This window comes from Pseudomonas sp. W17 (assembly GCF_040268305.1).
GTDB lineage: Bacteria > Pseudomonadota > Gammaproteobacteria > Pseudomonadales > Pseudomonadaceae > Aquipseudomonas > Aquipseudomonas protegens.
This window is the reverse complement of the sequence record NZ_CP158490.1, coordinates 5,929,717-5,952,205: the sequence shown is the minus strand read 5'-3', so window position 1 is coordinate 5,952,205 and position 22,489 is coordinate 5,929,717. Positions and strand designations below refer to the sequence as shown.

Annotated in this window: 21 protein-coding genes and 1 riboswitch; of the genes, 13 read left to right on the top strand and 8 right to left on the bottom strand. The window is 62.5% G+C overall.

The features are described from left to right. Positions 1 to 244: 244 nt before the first annotated feature. Positions 245 to 1,063, top strand: a complete 819-nt coding sequence (locus ABCR88_RS27280) for a M48 family metallopeptidase (protein WP_011063371.1) — start codon at positions 245 to 247, stop codon at positions 1,061 to 1,063. Positions 1,064 to 1,148: 85 nt separating this feature from the next. Here ABCR88_RS27280 and ABCR88_RS27275 read toward each other — a convergent pair whose 3' ends face one another. The 3 genes from ABCR88_RS27275 to ABCR88_RS27265 form a co-directional block, all read right to left on the bottom strand. After that, on the bottom strand, positions 1,149 to 1,733 hold the full coding sequence (locus ABCR88_RS27275) for a TMEM165/GDT1 family protein (RefSeq protein WP_011063370.1): 585 nt from the start codon (positions 1,731 to 1,733) through the stop codon (positions 1,149 to 1,151). A gap of 92 nt (positions 1,734 to 1,825) precedes the next feature. After that, positions 1,826 to 1,947, bottom strand: a riboswitch (yybP-ykoY riboswitch). A gap of 52 nt (positions 1,948 to 1,999) precedes the next feature. Continuing rightward, complete coding sequence (locus tag ABCR88_RS27270) at positions 2,000 to 2,998, bottom strand: class I SAM-dependent methyltransferase (protein WP_350403699.1); 999 nt, start codon at positions 2,996 to 2,998, stop codon at positions 2,000 to 2,002. Between the two features lie 31 nt (positions 2,999 to 3,029). After that, positions 3,030 to 3,995, bottom strand: coding sequence for a 2-hydroxyacid dehydrogenase (locus tag ABCR88_RS27265; RefSeq protein WP_350023204.1), 966 nt, complete (start codon positions 3,993 to 3,995; stop codon positions 3,030 to 3,032). An 84-nt stretch (positions 3,996 to 4,079) separates the two neighbouring features. Between ABCR88_RS27265 and ABCR88_RS27260 the strand changes: the two genes are divergently transcribed. Next, positions 4,080 to 4,709: a LysE family transporter gene (locus tag ABCR88_RS27260; RefSeq protein ID WP_041119821.1), complete on the top strand. Its 630-nt coding sequence runs from the start codon at positions 4,080 to 4,082 to the stop codon at positions 4,707 to 4,709. Here ABCR88_RS27260 and ABCR88_RS27255 read toward each other — a convergent pair. Beyond that, on the bottom strand, positions 4,693 to 5,466 hold the full coding sequence (locus ABCR88_RS27255) for a helix-turn-helix transcriptional regulator (protein WP_350403698.1): 774 nt from the start codon (positions 5,464 to 5,466) through the stop codon (positions 4,693 to 4,695). The two genes, ABCR88_RS27260 and ABCR88_RS27255, sit on opposite strands and share 17 nt — an antisense overlap. Before the next feature lie 87 nt (positions 5,467 to 5,553). Between ABCR88_RS27255 and ABCR88_RS27250 the strand changes: the two genes are divergently transcribed. The 5 genes from ABCR88_RS27250 to ABCR88_RS27230 all read left to right on the top strand — a co-directional run bounded on the left by ABCR88_RS27250 (position 5,554) and on the right by ABCR88_RS27230 (position 15,232). Then, positions 5,554 to 6,738: an MFS transporter gene (locus tag ABCR88_RS27250; RefSeq protein WP_232641952.1), complete on the top strand. Its 1,185-nt coding sequence runs from the start codon at positions 5,554 to 5,556 to the stop codon at positions 6,736 to 6,738. Positions 6,739 to 6,884: 146 nt separating this feature from the next. After that, on the top strand, positions 6,885 to 8,567 hold the full coding sequence (locus ABCR88_RS27245; protein ID WP_232641951.1) for a fatty acid--CoA ligase: 1,683 nt from the start codon (positions 6,885 to 6,887) through the stop codon (positions 8,565 to 8,567). A gap of 338 nt (positions 8,568 to 8,905) precedes the next feature. After that, on the top strand, positions 8,906 to 10,795 hold the full coding sequence (locus ABCR88_RS27240; RefSeq protein ID WP_350403697.1) for a DUF1302 domain-containing protein: 1,890 nt from the start codon (positions 8,906 to 8,908) through the stop codon (positions 10,793 to 10,795). Between the two features lie 30 nt (positions 10,796 to 10,825). Then, positions 10,826 to 12,190: a DUF1329 domain-containing protein gene (locus ABCR88_RS27235; RefSeq protein ID WP_041119816.1), complete on the top strand. Its 1,365-nt coding sequence runs from the start codon at positions 10,826 to 10,828 to the stop codon at positions 12,188 to 12,190. A 306-nt stretch (positions 12,191 to 12,496) separates the two neighbouring features. After that, a complete protein-coding gene (locus ABCR88_RS27230) occupies positions 12,497 to 15,232 on the top strand; it encodes a LuxR C-terminal-related transcriptional regulator (RefSeq protein ID WP_232641949.1) in 2,736 nt (911 codons plus the stop codon). 24 nt (positions 15,233 to 15,256) lie between these two features. On the opposite strand, the gene ABCR88_RS27225 is transcribed toward ABCR88_RS27230, so the two are convergent. From ABCR88_RS27225 to ABCR88_RS27215, 3 genes are all read right to left on the bottom strand, one after another. Then, positions 15,257 to 16,159 carry a LysR family transcriptional regulator gene (locus tag ABCR88_RS27225; protein ID WP_011063360.1) on the bottom strand — a complete coding sequence of 301 codons (903 nt, stop codon included), beginning with the start codon at positions 16,157 to 16,159 and terminating at the stop codon, positions 15,257 to 15,259. A 232-nt stretch (positions 16,160 to 16,391) separates the two neighbouring features. Then, positions 16,392 to 17,723, bottom strand: coding sequence for a HAMP domain-containing sensor histidine kinase (locus tag ABCR88_RS27220; protein WP_350403696.1), 1,332 nt, complete (start codon positions 17,721 to 17,723; stop codon positions 16,392 to 16,394). Next, entirely contained in the window at positions 17,716 to 18,390 is a 675-nt protein-coding gene (locus ABCR88_RS27215) for a response regulator transcription factor (protein ID WP_011063358.1), read from the bottom strand. The genes ABCR88_RS27220 and ABCR88_RS27215 overlap by 8 nt, the downstream gene beginning before the upstream one ends. 139 nt (positions 18,391 to 18,529) lie before the next feature. Between ABCR88_RS27215 and ABCR88_RS27210 the strand changes: the two genes are divergently transcribed. From ABCR88_RS27210 to ABCR88_RS27190, 5 genes are all read left to right on the top strand, one after another. Then, a complete protein-coding gene (locus ABCR88_RS27210; protein ID WP_011063357.1) occupies positions 18,530 to 18,712 on the top strand; it encodes a hypothetical protein in 183 nt (60 codons plus the stop codon). Continuing rightward, complete coding sequence (locus ABCR88_RS27205; RefSeq protein WP_011063356.1) at positions 18,693 to 18,947, top strand: hypothetical protein; 255 nt, start codon at positions 18,693 to 18,695, stop codon at positions 18,945 to 18,947. Before ABCR88_RS27210 ends, ABCR88_RS27205 begins: the two co-directional genes overlap by 20 nt. 165 nt (positions 18,948 to 19,112) lie before the next feature. Further along, positions 19,113 to 19,613: a methylated-DNA--[protein]-cysteine S-methyltransferase gene (locus ABCR88_RS27200; RefSeq protein ID WP_232641946.1), complete on the top strand. Its 501-nt coding sequence runs from the start codon at positions 19,113 to 19,115 to the stop codon at positions 19,611 to 19,613. A gap of 58 nt (positions 19,614 to 19,671) precedes the next feature. Further along, positions 19,672 to 20,316 (top strand): MBL fold metallo-hydrolase, encoded by a 645-nt coding sequence (locus ABCR88_RS27195; protein ID WP_015636939.1) that lies wholly within the window; start codon positions 19,672 to 19,674, stop codon positions 20,314 to 20,316. Positions 20,317 to 20,427: 111 nt separating this feature from the next. Continuing rightward, positions 20,428 to 21,186, top strand: coding sequence for an OmpA family lipoprotein (locus ABCR88_RS27190; protein ID WP_011063337.1), 759 nt, complete (start codon positions 20,428 to 20,430; stop codon positions 21,184 to 21,186). A 76-nt stretch (positions 21,187 to 21,262) separates the two neighbouring features. On the opposite strand, the gene ABCR88_RS27185 is transcribed toward ABCR88_RS27190, so the two are convergent. Beyond that, positions 21,263 to 21,697, bottom strand: a complete 435-nt coding sequence (locus tag ABCR88_RS27185) for a DUF1043 family protein (protein ID WP_011063336.1) — start codon at positions 21,695 to 21,697, stop codon at positions 21,263 to 21,265. Between the two features lie 144 nt (positions 21,698 to 21,841). Between ABCR88_RS27185 and ABCR88_RS27180 the strand changes: the two genes are divergently transcribed. Further along, entirely contained in the window at positions 21,842 to 22,471 is a 630-nt protein-coding gene (locus ABCR88_RS27180) for an alpha/beta fold hydrolase (protein ID WP_041119809.1), read from the top strand. Positions 22,472 to 22,489 lie beyond the last annotated feature (18 nt).

The window sequence follows — 22,489 nt, the reverse complement described above, 5'->3', positions numbered from 1 at the left end:
GCCGAGCTGTATCGGCCGCTGCAGCGCTGGCCATTAGCCTTACACGGAAAAATGACTGTTTCAGGGAGCTTGATGTCGTTCTTGGCAAGCTGTGGGGGTAACCCGGGCGGGATTTGCGGGAGGAATGAATTTTCTCCTGCAAGGCAGATATGTATCTGAAATGCGACCGATTGCTGTTTTTACATCTGGCGCGGATACATTTCCGCCCTTAGGATACGCGCCACGTTTTCAGGGAGGTTTCATGATGAAGAAGTCATTGGTCGTATGTGCATTGAGTGCCGCAGTACTGCTCAGCGGTTGTGAAACGGTCAATACCACCAGCGGTGGCGTGGTCGGTGTGGATCGCAAGCAATCCATGTTCAGCATGGTTTCCAGCGCTGAAGTGAACCAGTCCTATGCCCAGTCCTATCAGCAGACTCTGGGTGAAGCCAGCAGCCAGGGCGTACTGGACAAGACCAGCGCCAACGCCAAGCGCCTGCAGGTCATTGCCAACCGCCTGATTGCCCAGGCGCCGACTTTCCGCCCCGACTGCGCGCAGTGGAAATGGGAAGTCAACCTGATCAAGAGCGACGAGCTCAACGCCAACTGCGGTCCTGGCGGCAAGATCATTTTCTACTCCGGGCTGATCGAGAAGCTCAAACTCACCGACGATGAAATCGCCGCGGTCATGGGCCATGAAATTGCCCACGCCCTGCGCGAGCACGGTCGCGAAGCCATGTCCAAGCAGTACGCGGTCGGTGCTGGCAAGCAGATCGCCACCTTGTTCGGCGTTCCGCAGGAAACCGTAGCCCTGGGCGACAACGGGGTGAACCTGCTGATGACCCTGCCCAACAGCCGCGAGAATGAAAACGAAGCGGACCTGATCGGCCTGGAACTGGCCGCCCGTGCCGGTTACAACCCGAATGCGGCCATCAGCCTGTGGAACAAGATGGGCCAGGCTGCCGGTGGCTCCGCGCCGCCCGAGTTCATGAGCACTCACCCGGCTTCCACCAGCCGTATCGCTTCCTTGCAGGCGGCGATTCCTAAGGTGATGCCGCTGTATCAGGCCGCCAAGAAGTCCTGATCCCTTCGCGTCATTGTCGATGACGCTGTCGCCGGCAAGCCGGCTCCTACGGGTTGCGTAGGGGCCAGCTTGCCGGCGGTTTTGTTTATACCCAGCCGCTGATCTGCATGGCCTTGTATACCGCCACCACGGCGAGGATGAAGAAGGCCGACGCCGCCAGGCGACGGATCAGGGTCAGGGGCAGCTTGTCTGCGGCGAAGTTGCCTGCCAGGACCACCGGTACGTTGGCAATCAGCATGCCCAGGGTGGTACCGATGATCACCAGCCACAGATCCGGGTACTGCGCCGCCAGCATGACGGTGGCGACCTGGGTCTTGTCACCGATTTCTGCCAGGAAGAAGGCGATCAGGGTGGTCAGGAAAGGGCCGAACTTGCGTGCGGTATTGGCTTCGTCGTCGTCCATCTTGTCCGGAACCAGGGTCCACAGCGCGGTGGCGGTGAAGCTGGCGGCGAGGATCCAGTGCAGGGTCGAGTCCGAGAAGAAGCTGCCGAACCAGGCGCCTACCGCACCGGCCGCCGCATGGTTGGCCAGGGTCGCGGCAACGATGCCGGCGATGATCGGCCAGGGTTTGCGAAAACGTGCGGCGAGAATCAGGGCAAGCAGTTGCGTCTTGTCGCCGATTTCGGCCAAGGCAACGATTGCGGTGGGAACGAGCAGGGAGTCCAGCATCATCAGGGTTTTCCTAAGGGGCGGGTCGACACGGCTATGACACGTACAGCCTTCCCGCCCCGGGTAAGGTGTGCGTGTCATAGGTCTTGTCAAACCCTGCGGTCCGTCTGTGCGGACTCTTGGGTCGCATGCGCCATGGTCTGTTGACCAAGTATGTTGACGCATGCCGGACGAGCGTGGCGCTCGTGGGAGACTACTCCCCTAGGACGGAGCGGATTCTGCCTAGGCAAAACCCTTTCGGCAAGCCTTGTTTGCGAAAAAGGATTTCAGCCACGCTTGGCCCGATAAATGCGAAAGCCCTGGCCTTCGGCCTTGATCGCACAGGGCCCCAGGTGCTCTTCGATCAGCGGCTGGTAGCGCAGGAAGCTGTTGGCAACTACTCGCAGTTCTCCACCTTTTTGCAGATGTTTGGCTGCTTTTCGCAGCAGGTTTTCCGTTGCCTGGTAGTCGGTATGGACCCCGGTGTGGAAGGGCGGATTGGTCAGGATGCCGTTCAGCCCCATGGGCGCGGCGTCGATTCCGTCGCCGGTCAGCACCTCGGCTTCCAGGCCGTTGGCCGCCAGGGTCAGGCGGCTGCTGGCGGCGGCGAAGGCGTCCACATCCAGCAGGGTCACGCGATTGTCCGGGTAGCGGCGTTTCACGGTGGCCCCGAGCACTCCGGCACCGCAACCGAAGTCCAGCAGGTGGCCGGCGGGCAGGTGGTCCAGGTGCTCCAGCAGCAGCGCGGTGCCGCGATCCAGCCGGCCATGGCTGAACACCCCCGGCAGGCTGATGACTTTCAGCGGACCTTCGGCCAGCGGCAATTCGTACTCTTGGGCCAGGCTTTGCAGGGTTAGCGGTTCGGGAGCATTGGCCACCGTGACCTGCCACAGCTGGCAGTGCCGGGCGCTATCGAGCTTGCGCGGCTTGCCGAAGGGGTTGAGTTGCTTGGCCGCGCTCTCCACGCCGCTGCGCTTCTCGCCCACCAGGTACAGTTCGCGCCCGGCCAGGCGCGAGGCCAGGGCGTTGAGCAGGTAGTCGGTGAGGTCCTTGGATTTGGGCAGGAACAGCACGGCGCTGTCGAAGGATTGGGCCGGTGCGTCTACGCCAAAGTGACTGCGGCCGGGAAAGCGCGCCTCCAGGGCTGCCTGGTCGCCGGCGTGCCAGCTCCAGCCCCGGGCATCGGGCAGGCGGCCCAGCAGATCGTCGGCGGCCAGGCCGGCCAGCAGCAGTGAGCCTTGAAACAATTCAGCCTGCCGCAACAGTACTTCACTGCGTGTGTCCATGATCCGCCCCCGAAAAAAGTGGCGAAGTTTATCAACTCACGACCCGCAGCGGGGCGCCGCTAAAGAAGGCGTGGGCGTTTTGCGTCAATTGACCGACGATTCGCTGGCGGGCCTCGCGGCTGCCCCAGGCGTTGTGTGGAGTGACGATCAGGCGCGGAATGTCGCCGGCCAGCAGGGGGTTGCCAGCCACCGGGGGTTCGACGCTGAGCACATCGGTGGCCGCACCACCCAGGTGACCATTGCGCAATGCATCGGCCAGGGCCTGTTCATCGATCAGCCCGCCGCGGGCGGTGTTGACCACCAGGGCTCCGGGCTTGAGCAGGGCCAGTTCCCGGGCACCGATAAAGTGGCGGGTGTGCTCGTTGAGGGGGCAGTGCAGGGTCAGGGCGTCCACTTGCGGCAGCAGTTCCTCCAGTGGCAGGCGGTCCGGGCGGGCCGGGCGGCCTGGAATCTGCCCCAGCAGCACACGCATGCCAAAGGCTTCGGCCAGGCGGGCCACCGCGCTGCCCAGCTCACCATTGCCCAGCAGGCCCAGGGTCTTGCCCGCCAGTTCGATGATCGGGTAGTCCAGCAGGCAGAACTGACTGGCCTGTTGCCAGCGCCCGGCAGCCACGGCCTGTTGGTAATCGGCGACCCGGGTGGCCAGGTTGAGCAGCAGCATCAGGGTGTGCTGGGCCACCGAGGGAGTGCCGTAGCCTTGGCAGTTGCTGACGGTGATCCCCTGCTTGCGGGCTGCGGCCAGGTCGACATTGTTGGTGCCGGTGGCCGCCACCAGGATCAGTTGCAGGTCGGGGCAGGCGGCCAGGGTTTCGGCTGTCAGTGCCACCTTGTTGCTGATGGCCACCTGGGCGCCCTGCAGGCGTTCGGCGACCTGTTCCGGCGCTGTGTGGGCATGTACTTGCAGAGGGCTGAAGCTGTCATGCAGCGCACCCAGGTCCAGGTCACCGAGGTCCAGTGAGCTGTGATCGAGGAAGACGGCGCGGCGATTGTTAGTCATGAACTGTACCTTTTGCACGAGGGTTCTAAGGCGTAATCTGCCGAGCCTAACAGATGAAATAATTAGACATACACAGGAGCCTGCATGTACTTCACCGAGTTCTTGACCGTTGCCCTCATCCATCTTCTGGCAGTGGCCAGCCCCGGCCCGGACTTCGCCGTGGTGGTGCGTGAAAGCGTGACCCACGGCCGCCGAGCCGGCACCTGGACCGCGCTGGGTGTGGGCTGCGCAATCTTCCTGCACGTGGGGTACTCGCTGCTGGGGATCGGCCTGATCGTTTCCCAGTCCATCGTTCTGTTCAACGCACTGAAGTGGCTGGCTGCGGCCTACCTGCTGTACATCGGCTACAAGGCCCTGCGTGCCCAGCCGGCCAAACCGGCGGCCGATGACCTGCACCAGGAAGCCGGGGTGCGCACCGCTCGTGGGGCCTTCACTTCAGGTTTTGTCACCAATGGCCTGAACCCCAAGGCGACGCTGTTCTTTCTCTCGCTGTTCACCGTGGTGATCAACCCGCATACGCCGCTGGCGATCCAGGCCGGGTATGGCGTGTATCTGGCGGTGGCCACCGCTGTGTGGTTCTGCCTGGTGGCCATGCTCTTCAGCCAGCAGCGGGTTCGTGCCGGCTTTGCCCGCATGGGCCACTGGTTCGACCGCACCATGGGCGCAGTGCTGATCGCCATCGGCGTGAAGCTGGCCTTCACCGAGATGCATTGATTGCGCTGAGCTGATTCAGGGCCGCCACGTAATGCCGTGGCGTATCCCCGAGCAAACGGCAGAACATCGCGCTGAAGGCCCGGGCGCTGCCGTATCCCAGCGAGTCGGCCACGCTGTGCACGCTTTCCCCGGCGAGCAGGCGTGGCAGGGCTTCCATCAGGCGCACCTGTTGGCGCCAGGCATTGAAATTCATCTGCACCTGCTGCTGGAACAGCCGCGCCAGGGTTCGTGAACTGGCGCCGACCTGCTGCGCCCAGTCTTCCAGGGTGTGGGGGTGATCCGGGGTCTGTATCAAGGTCCGGCAGATGGCTTGCAAGCGCCGGTCCTGGGGCATGGGAATGTGCAGCGGAAGGTTTTCCAGGGCGGCGATTTCTTCCAGCATCAATTGCTGGATCAAGGGGGTTTCCGCTTGTTCCGGACCTTGCACGGCACGCAGGATCAACTCCCGCAGCAACGGTGTGACCGCCAGGACGCAGCATTGGCGCAATGCGGGCGCAGACAGCTCCGGGTCGATGAACAGAGAGCGCATGCGCACCTCGCCAACCATGAAGATTTCATGCTCCACCAGTGGCGGGATCCACACCGCCCGGCTCGGTGGGATCACCCAGGCGCCCTGGGCGGTGACCAGGCGCATGGTGCCGCAGGCGGCGTAGAGAAACTGCGCCTCGCGATGGCGGTGCAATGGTTGATGCGCGGCGTCGGGGTAGTCCCGGGGATAGGCGCTGACCGGCCCATGGTGGAAATGGTCGATTAACATGTCCGGTCCAATGACTTTGTTGTCAGAAATGCGGTGGATTGCCAAATTAGCATAGGCGGCACAACAACCAACCCCCGGTGTGTCGCCATGAATCAAGCCCGAAACGTCATCCGCTACGTCAACGCCGCCCATGTCATCGATCACATGTTCATGCTGATCTTTCCCGCTGCCGTGCTGGGCATGACCCAGGCCTTTGGCCTGGACTATGCCGGGCTGATCGGTCTGTCCCTGGGCGGATTCATCGCCTTTGGCGCCTGTTCGCTACCGGCCGGTTGGCTGGGGGATCACTGGAGTCGGCGGCAGATGATGCTGCTGTTCTTCTTCGGCATTGGTGGTGCTTCGATCCTCACCGGGCTCAGTAATAGCCCGAGCATGCTGGTGATCGGGCTGACCCTGATGGGAATATTCGCCGCTATCTATCATCCGGTCGGCACCGCGATGCTGGTGGCCTATGCGCAGAATCGCGGGCGCGAGATCGGCATCAACGGTATGTGGGGCAACCTCGGCGTGGCCTTTTCGGCCTTGATTACCGGCTTGCTGGTGGCGCAGTTCGGCTGGCGCTCGGCTTTCATCCTGCCGGGGAGCGTGGCCATCCTTCTGGGTGTCGGCTTTGCCTTGCAGGTGCGTGACGAGCCTGCCCCCGCACGCGCCCATGTGCCGCTCAAGGGCAAGGGCGGGCAGCAGATATCCATGTTCCTGGTGTTCGGCGTGCTGGCACTGGCCACAGCTACTGGCGGGGTGGTTTTCAACGCCACCACCATGACTTACCCGAAGCTGTTCCAGGAGCGCCTGCATGAATTGTTCACCTCGCCGCAGACCTTGGGGGTGGTGGTCAGCCTGGCCTATGCCTTCGGCGCAGTGGCGCAGTTGTTGATCGGCCGGGTATTGCACCGCTTCAGCCTGAAGTGGCCGTTCATCATTTTGACCCTGCTCCAGGCCCCGTTGCTGCTGGCGATGGCCGACAGCCAGGGCTGGGGCGTGATCGTCCTGGGTGCGGCCTTCATGTTCGTTGTGTTCGGCCAGGTCACGGTGAACGATGCCATGGTCGCGAACTTCGTTGCGCCCCAGTGGCAGTCGCGAGTCTTCGCCTTGCGTTACTGCCTTTCGTTCGGTGCCAGTGCCACGGCGATTCCGCTGATTGCTCTGGTGGAACCGCGTCAGGGCCTGAGCGGCCTGTACCTGGTCCTGGCGGGGGTCGCGGCGCTGACCTTTGCCGCGGCGCTGGCCTTTCCCCGCACCCCCGCGGAAGCGGCAGTGGGGCAAAGCGCCTGAGGTCGTGCAGGGCCGTACAAATACTGGCCTGAAGCCAGTATTTGTACGGCCCTGCAAATCATTCCTTTGGCTGATTTAGCGGGCGCGCAGGAGCTCTAGAGTGGTTATCCTCCAGTCACGACCGAGCCGTCAGAAAAGGGATTCTTATGTTGCAGACTCGCGTTATTCCTCCCGCCGAAGGCGCCTACCAATACCCACTTCTGATCAAGCGCTTGCTGATGTCCGGCACCCGCTACGAAAAAACCCGCGAGATCATCTACCGTGACCGGTTGCGCTACACCTATCCGACCCTGATCGAGCGGGTGGCGCGCCTGGCCAATGTGTTGACCGCGGCCGGGGTCAAGGCGGGGGACACCGTGGCGGTCATGGACTGGGACAGCCATCGCTACCTGGAGTGCATGTTTGCCATCCCGATGATCGGTGCGGTGATCCACACCATCAACGTGCGTTTGTCGCCGGAGCAGATTCTCTACACCATGAACCATGCCGAGGACCGCTTCGTGCTGGTCAACAGCGAGTTCGTCGGCCTGTACCAGGCGATTGCCGGGCACCTGACCACGGTGGAGAAAACCCTGCTGCTCACCGATGCCCCGGAGAAAACTGCCGAGCTGCCGAACCTGGTGGGCGAGTACGAGACCTTGCTCGCCGCCGCCAGCCCCCAGTACGCGTTCGAAGATTTCGACGAGAACTCGGTGGCCACCACCTTCTACACCACCGGCACCACCGGCAACCCCAAGGGCGTGTACTTCACCCACCGCCAGCTGGTGCTGCACACCCTGGGGGTGTCCACCATCATGGGGGCCATCGACAGCGTGCGCCTGCTGGGCACCAACGATGTGTACATGCCCATTACCCCGATGTTCCACGTGCATGCCTGGGGCCTGCCCTACGTGGCTACCATGCTCGGGCTCAAGCAGGTCTATCCCGGGCGCTACGACCCGGAGTACCTGGTGGAGCTGTGGCGCCGGGAGAAGGTCACCTTCTCTCACTGCGTGCCGACCATCCTGCAGATGGTGCTCAATGCCAAGGCGGCCCAGGGTACGGATTTCGGCGGCTGGAAGATCGTCATCGGCGGCAGTGCGCTGAATCGCGCGCTGTACGAGGCGGCCAAGGCCAAGGGCATCCAGCTGACGGCTGCCTACGGCATGTCGGAAACCGGACCGCTGGTGTCCTGTGCGCACCTGAACGATGAACTGATGGCGGGCAGCGAGGACGAGCGCACCACCTACCGCATCAAGGCCGGGGTGCCGGGGCCGCTGGTGGAGGCGGCGATCATCGATGCCGAAGGCAACTTCCTCCCGGCGGACGGCGAGGCCCAGGGCGAGCTGGTGCTGCGGGCGCCCTGGCTGAGCGAAGGTTATTTCAACGAGCCGCAAAAAGGCGCCGAGCTCTGGGAAGGCGGCTGGCTGCATACCGGTGACGTGGCAACCCTGGACAGCATGGGGGTGATCGACATCCGCGACCGGATCAAGGACGTGATCAAGACTGGTGGCGAGTGGATCTCCTCCCTGGATCTGGAGGACCTCATCAGCCGCCACGCGGCGGTACGTGAAGTAGCAGTGGTGGGCATCGCCGATCCGCAGTGGGGCGAACGCCCATTCGCCCTGCTGGTCATCCGTGAGGGCCATGAGATTGGCGCCCGCGAGCTCAAGGAGCACCTCAAGCCCTTCGTCGAGCTGGGTCACCTGAGCAAGTGGGCGATTCCCAGTCAGATCGCCCTTGTTACTGAAATTCCCAAGACCAGCGTTGGCAAGCTCGACAAGAAGCGCATCCGCGTCGACATCAGCGAGTGGCAAGCCAGCAACAGCACCTTCCTCTCCACGCTCTGAGCCTCCCCGGCCGTGCCCGCTCGGGCACGGCATGCCCACCCGGCAAGCCTTTGCCTTGTGCTCACGGATTTTTCAGTCATTCTTGCCGCGCCGTTTTTCAGAGGTTATGGCAAAGGGCTGTTCCAGTGCGGTGGGTGGCTGCAAATCACACTTTAGAGGGATCAAGCAGTAATCCCTGCTGGATATAGTCCGTTCACGGATTTTTCTGAACAACGGAGCATTGCGGGGTGCTCGCGCCACGCAACTTCGGAGCCGGGACAAGTGTTCATTCAACCGGTATTCGAAGCGTTTTCAGAAGAGCGTACTGCCATAACAATAATGCACATGGAGTAGCGTCGATGACATCAGCAAACCAGTTCTGGCGCCGGGCGAAACTGCCCCTGGCCGTCGGTCTCGCCTCCACGCTCGCCGGGCCGGCATTCGGCGTCAGCTTCAATATCGGTGAAATCGAAGGCAGCTTCGATTCGTCCCTGTCGGTGGGGGCCAGCTGGTCGACCGCCGGGCGCAACAAGGACCTGATCGGGGTCAACAACGGCGGCAAGGGCCTGTCCCAGACCACCGATGACGGCCACTTGAACTTCAACAAGGGCCAGACCTTCTCGAAGATCTTCAAGGGTATCCATGACCTGGAATTGAAGTACGGCGATACCGGTGTGTTTGTCCGTGGCAAGTACTGGTATGACTTCAAGCTCCAGGACGAAGACCTGGACTTCAAGAACGTCAGCAACGACAACCGTAAAGAGGGCGCCAAGTCTTCCGGCGGGCAGATTCTCGATGCCTTCATCTATCACAACTATTCCATTGCCGATGAGCCGGGCTCCGTGCGTTTCGGTAAGCAGGTGGTGAGCTGGGGCGAAAGTACCTTCATTGGTGGCGGTATCAACTCGATCAACCCGATCGACGTGTCGGCGTTCCGCCGTCCCGGTGCCGAGGTCAAGGAAGGTCTGATTCCGGTCAACATGTTCTACATCTCCCAGAACCTGACCGAGAACCTGTCGGCCGAAGCGTTCTACCAGTTGGAGTGGGACCAGACCGTTACCGATAACTGCGGCACCTTCTTCTCCCAGCCGGACAACATTTCCGACGGCTGCGATGACAACCTGCGCTTGCTGGCCAAGCGCTCGACCATCGCCGCCACGGCGCCGGGGCGAGCTGCGCTGGCGGCGATGCAGGCCCGTGGCGTCGATACCAACGAAGAGGGCACCCTGGTACGCCGCAGCGGCGACCGCGATGCCCGTGACAGCGGCCAGTTCGGTGCGGCGTTCCACTACAACTTCGAGCCGCTGGACACCGAGTTCGGCGCCTACTTCATGAACTATCACAGCCGAGCGCCGATTTTCAGTGCCACGGCAGCTCCACAGTCGGCTTACGCCATTGCTCCTGGCTTCGGCACTTTGGCGCCGGTATGGATCGCCGGTAATTCGAAGTACTTCGTTGAGTATCCAGAAGACATTCGCCTGTATGGCTTGAGTTTCTCCACCACCCTGCCTACGGGGACGGCCTGGAGCGGTGAAATCAGCTACCGGCCGAATGCGCCTGTACAACTCAACTCTACCGATATTCTCTATTCCGCCGTTCGACCTCTGAAGGGGGCATTTGCCAACGCCTCGTTGCTTGAAGGTGTAGCGGGGCAGGACCTTCACGGCTATCGCCGCAAAGAAGTCACTCAGTTCCAGACCACCTTCACGCACTTCTTCGATCAAGTCATGGGCGCCAGCCGTCTGACGCTGGTGGGTGAGGTGGGGGTTACCCACGTCGGAGGCCTTGAGAGCAAGTCGGATGTCCGCTATGGACGTGATCCGGTGTTTGGTCCTGGCGCCTTGCCAGCCACCGGCGGGCAGAACACCTGCCGCGCGCTTAACTCCACCACCATTGCCGGTGCAGGTCCTGGTGCAGACGCCAGCAATCTGAGCGCCAACTGCAACAACGATGGCTTCACCACCGCCACCTCCTGGGGCTACCGCGGCCGTGCCATCTGGGAATACCCGGACGTGTTCGCCGGCGTGAACCTCAAGCCGAACGTGGCTTGGTCTCATGACGTCAAGGGTTACTCGCCAGGTCCTGGCGGCAACTTCGAAGAAGGCCGCAAGGCCATCAGCCTGGGGCTGGATGCCGAGTACCAGAACACCTACACCGCGAGCCTGGCCTACACCAACTTCTTCGGTGGCGACTACAGCACCGTGGATGACCGGGACTTCCTCGCCTTGAGCGTTGGCGTGAACTTCTAAGCACACTGCATTTTCAGGAAGAACAACACTATGAACATCACCAAGAGTCTGTTGCACGTCGGTGTGCTGGGACTGTCACTGCTGGCCACCGGGGTCATGGCCGCGGTCTCGGCCGATGAAGCCGCCAAGCTGGGTACCAGCCTGACGCCGATGGGCGCGGAAATGGCCGGCAATGCCGCCGGCACCATTCCGGCCTGGAAGCCACTGGCGACCAATGCTGGTACCGTGGACAGCAAGGGTTTCCTGTCCAACCCCTACGGCAGCGAACAGCCGCTGTTCACCATCACCGCGCAGAACGTCGAGCAGTACAAGGACAAGCTGGCGCCGGGGCAGTACGCGATGTTCAAGCGCTACCCGGAAACCTTCAAGATGCCGGTCTACCCGTCCCATCGCGGGGCCACCGTGCCGGCTGACGTGTTCGCCGCGATCAAGCGCAACGCCACCAGCACCAACCTGGTGTCCGGCGGCAACGGCCTGGAGAACTTCGAAACCGCGATTCCGTTCCCGATCCCGAAAAGTGGCGTGGAAGTCATCTGGAACCACATCACCCGCTATCGCGGTGGCAGCGTGACCCGTCTGGTGACCCAGGCCACGCCACAGGCCAACGGTTCCTACAGCCTGGTGTACTTCCAGGACCAGTTCGTGTTCCGCGACAAGATGAAGGACTACGACCCGAAAAACCCGGGCAACATCCTGTTCTACTTCAAGCAGAAAGTGACCGCCCCGGCGCGTCTGGCCGGTGGTGTGCTGCTGGTTCACGAAACCCTCGACCAGGTGAAGGAACCGCGTTCGGCCTGGGTCTACAACGCTGGCCAGCGGCGTGTGCGTCGTGCACCGCAAGTGTCCTATGACGGCCCGGGTACCGCTGCCGACGGCCTGCGCACTTCCGACAACCTGGACATGTACAACGGTGCGCCGGATCGCTACGACTGGAAGCTGGAAGGCAAGAAGGAGATGTACATCGCTTCCGACAGCTACAAGCTCGACTCGCCGACCCTGAAGTACGCCGACATCATCAAGGCCGGCCATATCAACCAGGACCTGGCTCGCTATGAGCTGCGCCGGGTCTGGCATGTGGTGGCAACCTTGAAGGAAGGCCAGCGCCACATCTACGCCAAGCGTGACTTCTACATCGACGAAGACACCTGGCAGGCCGCGGTGATCGACCACTACGACGGTCGTGGCCAGCTGTGGCGCGTGGCCGAGGCTCATGCCGAGAACTACTACGACAAGCAAGTGCCGTGGTATGCCCTGGAAACCCTCTACGACCTGCAGTCCGGCCGCTACCTGGCCCTGGGCATGAAGAACGAAGAGAAACAGGCCTACGACTTCGGTTTCACCGCCACCACCAGCGATTTCACCCCAGCCGCCCTGCGTCAGGATGGGGTTCGCTGAGCCGCTGCAAATAGCCGCTGCCAATAGAGGCCGCATCCTCGGAAAAAGCCCCGACCTGGTTCGGGGCTTTTTTTTGCCTGAGGCCCGGCCTTGGAATCCATCCGGGTACAGACGGCTTTCTCGAAGCTAATTAGCCACTTAATCAATAAATAAACGAAATATCTTTCAATCATTCAGAGTTATCTGACCAATTTGCTCATAGTCTTTTTCGCCCGAATGGTCGCAAAAATCTTCAACAGGTGGCCTTTTACCGCTAGTCTGCGGACATCTGCTACGCCGACAACCGTACATCAATAAGAGTTGGCCATGACTGACCTGTCCCCCCTGCAACGGCCTGCCAGCGCGGTGATCCCCGCTCTGGAGGGGCGTTTTTATCGACCCCCCCTGCCCGATGGATACGTGCAGCGGCCGCGTCTTTGCGAGCGTCTGGGCGCCGGGTTGAAGGGGCGATTGCTGCTGGTCTGTGCGCCTGCCGGGTTTGGCAAGAGTTCGCTGGCCGTGGAGTTTTGCCAGGGCCTGCCGGATAACTGGCAGAGCCTGTGGCTGGGGTTGAGCCGCCGGGACAGTGATCCCGGGCGCTTCCTCGAGCGTCTGTTGGCCGGTCTGCAGCAGTACTTTCCCCAATTGGGACGGCAGTCCCTGGGCCTGTTGAAAATGCGTCAGCGTCACCAGCCCTTCGCCTTTGAAGAGTGGCTGGACGGCCTGCTGGATGAGCTGGCGGTGCAATTGACCGGTGCCAGTCCGTTATTGCTGGTGCTGGACGACTATCACCTGGCCCAGGGGCCGGTCCTCGATCGTTGCCTGCAGTTTTTTCTCAATCACCTGCCCGATGGCTTGCTGGTGCTGGTCACCAGCCGCCAACGCCCGGACTGGCACCTGGCGCGGCTGCGGTTGTCCCGGCAACTGCTGGAGCTGCACGAGCAGGATTTGCGCCTGACCCACGACGAATCCCTGAGCCTGCTCGACCGGCACAGCAGTTCACTGCGCGGCGAAGCCCTGGAAAACCTGATTCAGCGCAGCGAAGGCTGGGTGGCCGGGCTGCGTTTCTGGCTGCTGGCGGCGTCCGAGGCGGGAGCCGGGGGCGCGCTACCCCAGGGCCTGCATGGCGGGGAAGGGCTGATCCGCGACTACCTGCTGGAAGAGGTCATCGACTGCCTGCCCGCCGAAGTGCAGTCATTCCTGTATGACACGGCGCCCCAGGAGCGGTTTTGCGCCGAGCTGTGCGATGCCCTGCGCGAAGCCCATGACAGCGCCGAGATCCTGGGTTTCCTCCAGGCCCACCAGGTATTCCTGGTGCCCCTGGATGAACACGGCCATTGGTATCGTTATCACCACCTGTTTTCCGACCTGCTGCGCACCCGGCCCACGGCCAATGCCCTGGTGCCAGCGGCCAGCCTGCACCTGCGCGCCTGCCGCTGGTTCAACGCCCAGGGGCTGCTCGACGAGGCGGTGGAGCAAGCGCTGCGCGCCGGGCACCTGGACGTGGCGGCCAACCTGGTGCAGAACCTGTCCGAAGAGCAACTGCTGGCGGAACAGAACGTCGGCATGCTGCTGCGCTGGAAGATGGACCTGCCCGACAGCCTGCTGATCAGCACGCCGCGGCTGATCGTGCTCTACAGCTGGGCCCTGGGCCTGGCCTGCCAGCTGGATGCGGCGGAGGAACTGGCCAATCACCTGAGTCGTTTCCTGCCGGCCCCTTCGGCCACGGCGCAGAAGTCGATGTTGGCGCAATGGCTGGCCCTGAGCGGAATCATCGCCCGTGGCCGCGGCCAGCGGGAAAACACCCTGGCCTATTGCAGCGAGGCCCTGGAAAGCCTGCCGCCCAAACGTTATGGGCAGCGCCTGATGTGCCTGTCGACCTTGTCCAACCTGGCCATTACCGATGCCGATCTGTGGCGGGCCCGCAGCCTCAATCGCGAATCCCTGGAGCTGGCGCAACGGGTCGGCAATCCGTTGTTCGAAGCCCTGGCCCACTATGACCGTGCCCGGGTCCTGCAGGCCCGCGGCGAAGTGCTGCGGGCGCAGGAGGAGGTACACCAGGGGCTGCGGCGCTTGCAGGGCCTGTCGGCCCAACGGTTGTATGCGGTGCGGGCCCGGTTGACCCTGTATGACGGTTATCTGCTGACCCTGCGTGCCCAGCCCGAGGCCGGCCTGTTGCGCTTGCAGGCCGGCCTGGTGGAGGCCCGGGCCTGTCGCGATATCAGCGTGCTGATCGGTCACTGCGTGATCGCCAAGCAGGAAGGCCTGGGTGGCGAGTTCTCCCGAGCCTTCGCCGAGCTGGCGGAAGCCGAGCGCTTGATGCACATCTGGGACGTACCACCGATCTATTACCTGGCAATGATCACCCTGGTGAAATGCGAGCTGTGGCTGGCCCAGGGGCGTACCGATCTGGCCGAAGCCTGGCTGGCCCGCCTGGGCCAGACCTACACCGGCGAACAGGCGGCGGCGCCACCGGAGTTCCACCCGCAACTGCCGTTGCACATCGAATTGCAGCAAGCCCAGCTTGAAAGCATCAAGGGCGATCTGGACCGGGCGGAGCAGCGCTTGAATCGGTTGGTCGAGCATGGCCAGCAAAGCGGCCGGCAGTTGCTGAGCGTGATGGCCCTGACCCAGAAAGCCGCACTCTTGCTGGCGGCCGGTCGCGGTCCGCAGGCCCGCCAGGACCTGGCCCAGGCTCTGGAGGCCGGGGTTGGAGGCGCGGTGCAGCCGTTCATGGCATTGCTCCATGGCCATCCCGGCTGGATGCGTGAGCAGTTGCAGCAGGGCGTATCGACAGCCCTGACCCAGGCATTGCTGGAGCGGTTGCCGGCAACGCCGCGTGAGCCTCAGGAGATCGTGGCCCATAACGAGTCCTTGAGCTCCCGGGAGCTTTCAGTGTTGCAGCTGATCGCCCAGGGCTGCTCCAACCAGGAAATCAGCGAGCGCCTGTTCATCTCGCTGCACACGGTGAAGACCCATGCCAGCCATATCAACAGCAAGCTGGGGGTAGAGCGCCGGACCCAGGCGGTGGCCCGGGCCCAGGAGCTGGGGTTGCTGGGGTAGGCGCTGCGCCACTGGCTGCCGGGGCTAGCGGGCCAGGTGCTCTTTGCAGTAGTCGGCGAACAACCGTGCCGGCTTGGTCAATTGGCCACGTTTGAGCCAGGCGGCCACCAGGCCTGAACCTGTGACGTCCTCGACAATGTCGACACACACCACCGGCTTGCCATCGTAGGAAAAAGGCGAGTGGGGGCGGGTGACCAGGATCGAGAAACCAAAGCCCTGGCCGACCATCCCGCGCACCATCTCGATGGACGGTGAGCTGAAGGCAATCTGCGGTGTCAGCCCCAGTTCTTCGAACAGGCTGACGAAATAGGTGCGGCTCGGTTGCACGTCCAGCAGGATCATCGGCTCCAGGCACAGGTCGCGCAGCGATACCTGGGGCTGCTTGGCGTAGCGATGGCCGGCCGGCAGCAAGGCGTAAGGCCGTTGCGGCGGCATCAGTGGCTCGGTTTCGATGGTGCCGTCCAGGTCATGCTCATAGAGGATCGCCAGATCGAACGCGCCACCGGTCAGGCCCTGTACCAGTTCCTGCTGTTCGCCATCACGGATGCGGATTTCCACCCCGGGATAAAGCGCGCTGAAGCCGGCGATCAGCTGTGGCAGGTACAGCGGTGCCACGGTTTCGAAGCAGCCGATGTCGATCTGTCCGGCGACCACGTCGTTGTCTGCCAGGGCGTTCTGCTCGAACTCCTTGGCCATGCGCAGCAGCTCCTGGGCCTTGCGGTAGAAACGTGCCCCGCTGGGGGTCAGGGAGACGCCGAGGGCATGGTGACGAATCAGCAATTGCACGCCGAAGCTGTCCTCCAGGCCCTTGATGGCGGTGGAGATCGACGGCTGGGCAATGTACAGCTTGCGTGATGCCTCGGCGACGCTGCCGCACTCGACGGTGGTGATGAAGTACTTCAGTTGACGCAGATTGTAGGCAGCCACAGCGAACCTCGTTCTTTGCCCGGGCACGGGGGAAGGGCGGCCGGGTCAGGGTGACCCGGGACTTGCATGCATCACCGCGCATGCGGTGCGCTTGGTGCAAGCAAGTTACGCACCGGCAAGGCCCCCCCGGCGTGTTTTTTTGTCCCGCAACAATACTCACAAGTGCCGGGGGGGAGGGCATGACCAAGGCAGTTTTTTCATCGCTTGCGAGCACATTTTTCCTCGCTTGGTTTCAGGCACTCTCCTCGCCGGGGTCGGCGGGCGGGGCTTCCCCGGTCGGGGTGGCGTCGAAGTCCAGGGTGACGCTGAAGCGTTGCTCCTCCACCAGCACGTCGATGCGCCAGCCCAGGCGGGCACACAACTGGCGCATCAGTTCCAGGCCCAGGCCGTAGCCGTAGTCGCTGGAAGGCTCGATCTGCTTGGCTTCGCGGATGCGGTTGAGAATGCGCAGGCGCGGGTAGTCGAAGTGGATCTCGATGGTGCCGTCATCGGCATATTGCAGGGCGTTGCGCAGGAAATTGCCGACCACGATTCGGCAGGCGGTCAGGGGCAGGCGGCAGGGCGTGGTGCTGATGTCCAGGGTCAGTTCGATATCCCGTGTCCCGATCAGGTAGCGCTGCTCCTGGATCAGCTCGTTGACCAGCCCGCTCATGTCGATGGGTTCCTCGGGCAGGGCTTCGGGCAGCTCGCGGCTCATCCACAGCAAGGTCTCGGCGATGCGCTGCATGTTCAGCACCGAGCGTTCGATACGTTGCAGGGGCGGCGGCAGGGCGCCGCCGGATTGCAGGGTCAGCAGCTCGATATTGGCCTTGAGCACTGCCAGCGGGGTACGCAGCTCATGGCTGGTGTAGCGCAGCAGCCGGCCTTCACGCAGGCTGGCAGCCTGGACCTGTTGGATGCTCTGGGCCAGGGCGTCGGCCAGCATATTGAATTCCTTGAAGCTGAAATTGGGCCGTTCGCCGGCAACCGTGTCGGGGTCCTTGAGGGTACTGGACCACTGGGACAGGCGGCCCAGGGGCCGCACCAGCCACCAGACCAGCAGGGCAATGATGATCAGTGCCGGTATGAACACCGCCAGGCTGATGAAAATCACCCCATGCAGTTCACGGTCCAGGTAGGCGTCGGACAGTGGCGTCTCGACTTCGCCGCCTTCTTCCTGGTCATGGTCGACGTCGTACATGTACAGGGTCTTGCCGTCCGCCAGGGGCTGGGCAAGGATCGCCCGGCCTTCATCGTCGTCATCGGAATCCAGGTCGCCAAAGACCTGGACTGCACCGAAGGACAGGCTCGGGGGCGTGTCCAGCAACTGGCGGACCTTCTCGGGCAGCGCCTCCTTGCCGATGACGCTGGTATAGAAATAGTTGTGCGGCGGCGGGGTCGTGGGGTCCTTGTTGTAGTGCCTGGCGAAGTACTGGGCTTCTTCCTCCATCATCGCGCTGGCGGTGTAGAGCAGGCCGCGGACGCTGTATTCCGGCAGCAGCAGACTGTAGATCAGCAGTACCACGGCGATCAGTAGCAGGAAGCTGCCGCTGATCACCCATTTCAAACTCAGGCCGTTACGCATGTGACCTCAGCTGTATGCCAATACCGGGAAGGGTGTGGATCAGGGGCTGGTCGAAGGACTTGTCCACAGTCTTGCGCAGGCGGTGCATATGCACCTTGAGGGTGTTGCTGTCGGGCGGCTCGTCGCCCCAGATCGTCGCCTCCAGGCGTTCCCGGGTAACAGGCTCGGGGCTGGCGCGCATCAGGCATTCCAGCAGGGTCCAGCAGATCGGCGACAGGTGCAGTTCCTGGCCGGCGCGGCTGACCTTGCGGGTGGTCAGCTCCATTACCAGGTCAGCCACCTGCAGGCGGCTGGCCTGGCCGCTGCGGCGCAGGCTCAGGGCACGTATCCTGGCCACCAGCTCGGCCAGTTCGAAGGGCTTGACCAGATAATCGTCGGCACCGGCGGCAAAGCTGGCGAGCTTGTCCGACAGGGCATCCAGCGAGGTGAGCATGAGGATGGGGGTCTGGCTGCCGTTCTGGCGCAGTTGTTCGCACAGCTGCTGGCCGTCCAGCCGCGGCAGCATGATGTCCAGGAGGATCACGTCGTAATGCTGGCTCAGGGCCAGGTTAAGGCCGGTCTGGCCGTTGCTGGCGTGGTCGCAGACGATGCCGCCGATTTCCAGGTACTCGATGACGGTATTGGCCAGGTCGAGGTTGTCCTCGACCAGCAGCAGGTGAATATGCACGGAAACGTCCCCTTGGACCCTTGGCACTCGATGGGCCGAAGGATAGCGGAAGCCGAGGCTTTTCCATTCATGTTTACCCGCTCTTAACCCAGCGCTCTCTAAGCTCAGGCTCTTCTTAACTGCAGAGCGCGGCACAGCCATGAACCTGTCTTCAGTGCTCAAAGGCATCCTGCTGGTGTTGATTCTTCTCGGCCTGATGGCTTGCGTCCTGCCGTCCGGGGCACCCATGGTGCGCCTTGGGGACGGCGGCCCCTTGAGCTTGTTCCTGCTGGGGCATGACCTGCAACGGGCGGAGGCCGAGCATGTCGCGGGTATCGTCTGACGATAGCGGCGCCGGCTACACCGACCAGCTGGTGCTGTGCCTGATGCTGATCCTGTGTGTATCCATTTCCCTGGGTGCCTATATCGTGCGCTTCAACGCCCAGATCGACCGCCAGCGCGAGCTGTCGCCGGTGCACTTGCTGGAGTGTGGTCAGGGGCGGGGGGCCTTTATCGTCGACCCCCATGGGCGGCTTAGCAGCAGCGACAATTGCTACCTGGTGGATGAGGACGACTAGCCTCGCCGCCTGGCAGCGCTCAGAATGATCCGCCTTCGAGTTCCAGCGCAAGAAACGAGGTTCTTGCGCTGAAATCTCGTTCTACAGTGCAGGCGTACTGAGATGAAGGCGGCGAACCCCAGGGTTGCCGGCCTGATTTCCCTTGCGGATTGAAGGAGAACTGCGATGTCCTGCGTATTCAAGAAAATGGCGTCCCCGGTTGGCCAACTGACCCTGGTCGCCCGAGGAGCGAAGCTGGCGGCGATTCTGTGGGAGCACGAGCGGCAGAACCGGGTGCGCCTGGGCCCACTGCAGGAAGCCGCGGAGCATCCGCTGTTGCTGGAGACCGAGCGCCAGTTGCGCGAATACTTTGCCGGTACCCGCGAGCGTTTCGAGCTTGAGCTGGACTTTGTCGGCACCGAGTTCCAGCGCCAGGTCTGGCAAGCCTTGCTGAGCATTCCTTTCGGCGAAACCCGCAGTTACAGCCAGATCGCCCGACAGATCGGCAATCCCACTGCCGTGCGTGCGGTAGGGGCGGCCAATGGGCGTAATCCGATCTCGATCGTCGCCCCCTGCCACCGGGTGATCGGCGCCTCGGGCAGCCTCACCGGTTTCGCCGGCGGCCTTGAGGCCAAGCAGTTCCTGTTGGCACTGGAAGGCGAGGAAACGTTGCAACTGGCGTTCTGAGTAAGCAGTGGCGGCGAGCTGTGACAGAATGGCCCATCGATTTTTCTGGAGCCTTCCCATGGACGCCGCCAAGCCCAGCCTCATCCGCGAAACCTTCCCCGTCGGCCCGCTGCAGTGCAACTGCACCATCATTGGCGACCCGCTGACCAAGAAAGCCATAGTCGTCGATCCGGGCGGCAACCCCGACCTGATCATGGCGCGCCTGGACGCACTGGGCCTGAAGGTGGTGAGCATCATCCATACCCATGCCCATCTGGATCACTTCCTGGCCTCCGGGCAGATGAAGGAAAAGACCGGCGCCACCCTGCATTTGCACAAGGACGACCAGTTTCTCTGGGACAACCTTGAGATGCAGTGCAGCATGTTCGGCGTGCCCTACACCCCTGTGCCGTCCCCGGATCGCTGGCTGGGTGATGACGAAGAGCTGGCCTGCGGTTGCGGCGTGGCCTTGCACACTCCAGGGCATACCCCTGGCTCCATGAGCTTTTGGTTTTCCGAGGCTAAGCTTCTGATTGCCGGCGACACGCTGTTCAAGCGCGGGGTCGGGCGCACGGATTTGTGGGGGGGCGACCAGGCCACGCTGGTGCGTTCGATCAAGCAGCGTCTCTATACCCTCGACGAGGACGCCACAGTGGTTGCCGGGCACGGCCCAGACACCCGGCTGGGAGATGAGATGCGTCAGAACCCGTTCGTGCGAGCCTGACTATTTGACCGTTGGTTCACGGAATTTTTGCCGTTCTGCGTGTTCAAACGCCGGCAAAGGTCTATTGCCAACGTCCGCTGCACCACAGAATGCAAAATGTAGGAGCTTTCCATGTTCACCTCACGTCGTTTGATTGTTGTCGCTACTGCTGTGGCCTTGTTGTCCGGCTGCGCTTCGCCTAACCCCTATGACAACCAGGGGCAGGCCGACGGCGGCTCGTCTGGCATGAGTAAAACCGCCAAGTACGGTGGGCTGGGAGCCTTGGCCGGTGCGTTGGCTGGTGCTGCCATCGACCACAACAACCGTGGCAAGGGGGCCCTGATCGGTGCAGCAGTGGTCGGTGCTTCCGCTGCAGGTTATGGCTACTACGCTGACCAGCAGGAGAAAAAACTGCGTGCCAGCATGGCTAACACCGGGGTCGAGGTGCAGCGCCAGGGCGATCAGATCAAGCTGATCATGCCGGGCAATATCACCTTCGCCACTGACTCGGCGAATATCGCGCCCAGCTTCTACCAGCCCCTGAACAACCTGGCCAACTCCCTGCGTGAGTTCAACCAGAACCAGATCGAGATCGTCGGCTACACCGACAGCACCGGCAGCCGTCAGCACAACATGGATCTGTCCCAGCGTCGCGCCCAGAGCGTAGCGACCTACCTGACGTCCCAGGGGGTCAGCGGTTCCAATCTGTCCGCTCGTGGCGCCGGTCCGGACAACCCGATCGCCAGCAACGCCGATGTCAACGGACGTGCGCAGAACCGTCGGGTCGAGGTCAACCTCAAGGCGATTCCGGGCCAGCAATACCAGCAACCGAACCAGCAGTACCAGCAGCCCTATCAGCAGCAAGGTCAGCAATACCAGCAGTATCCCTGACCGGACTGGCTGAACCCCAGGCATAAAAAAGCCCGCCCGATGCAGATCGGGCGGGCTTTTTTAATGCTGAGGCGTATTACTTCTTCAGGCCATATTGCTCGTCGAGCATGCCTGGGGCATTCGGCGTCTTCGGCGCGTAGTCCCGTGGTGGTTCCTGGTCTCGTGGAGGGGTCAGGCGCTCACGTGGAGCCTGCACCGATTCCGAGTGCAAGGCGGCCAGCAGGCGCTGGCGGGTCAGTTCGTCCAAGGCCAGGCGATTGGCGCCCTCGGCGAGGTGATCCTGCACTTCCTGGTAACTCTGGGTCAGTTTCTTGACCAGGGTTGCGGTGCTGTTGAAGTGAGTGACCACTTCATTCTGATAATTGTCGAAACGTTCCTGAATATCATCCAACTGACGCTGCGTGCGGTTAGGCGCGGCATTGGGCAGCAGGCGAGCGACCAGGAATCCAATGGCGACACCCGCGACCAGGGCAAGAGTCGGCAACAACCAAACTAAGAGCGAGTGTTCCACGAGTCCTTCCTCTATAAACGGCTTTGCTTTACGTTAACGGCTCGAACCTGCGCTGTATACCGCGATTCACTCGCAATAGATTGGCACAGACCATTTGCTAGACGAGTCGACCCCCTTCGAGGTCACGGAGTTCCTTCCTTGCTTATGCGTGAAACCCCTGTAGTGATTGCCGGCCCGGTGGGCCAACTGGAAGCCCTGTATCTGCAGGTGCCCGATGCACGTGGGATGGCGCTGATCTGCCACCCCAATCCGGTGCAGGGCGGCACCATGCTCAATAAGGTGGTATCCACCCTGCAGCGCACTGCGCGGGATGCCGGCCTGACCACTCTGCGCTTCAACTACCGTGGCGTGGGCGCCAGTGAAGGTAGCCACGACATGGGCAGCGGTGAAGTCGATGACGCCCAGGCGGCTGCCCAGTGGTTGCAGGCCCAGCATCCGCAACTGCCCTTGACCCTGTTCGGGTTCTCCTTTGGCGGTTTTGTCGCGGCCAGCCTTGGCGGGCGTCTGGAAGGCCAGGGCACGCAGCTCAAGCACTTGTTCATGGTGGCGCCGGCAGTCACCCGCCTGCGTGATAGCGACCTGCTGCCACAGAACTGCCCGTTGACCCTGATCCAGCCGGAAACCGATGAGGTCATCGACCCTCAGGTGGTCTACGACTGGTCCGACGCGCTTGTTCGCCCCCATGAGCTGCTGAAAGTGGCAGAATGCGGGCACTTTTTTCATGGCAAGCTCACCGATCTGAAAGATCTGGTGCTGCCGCGACTTTCGAATTGATAGCAGTCTGATAAGCGA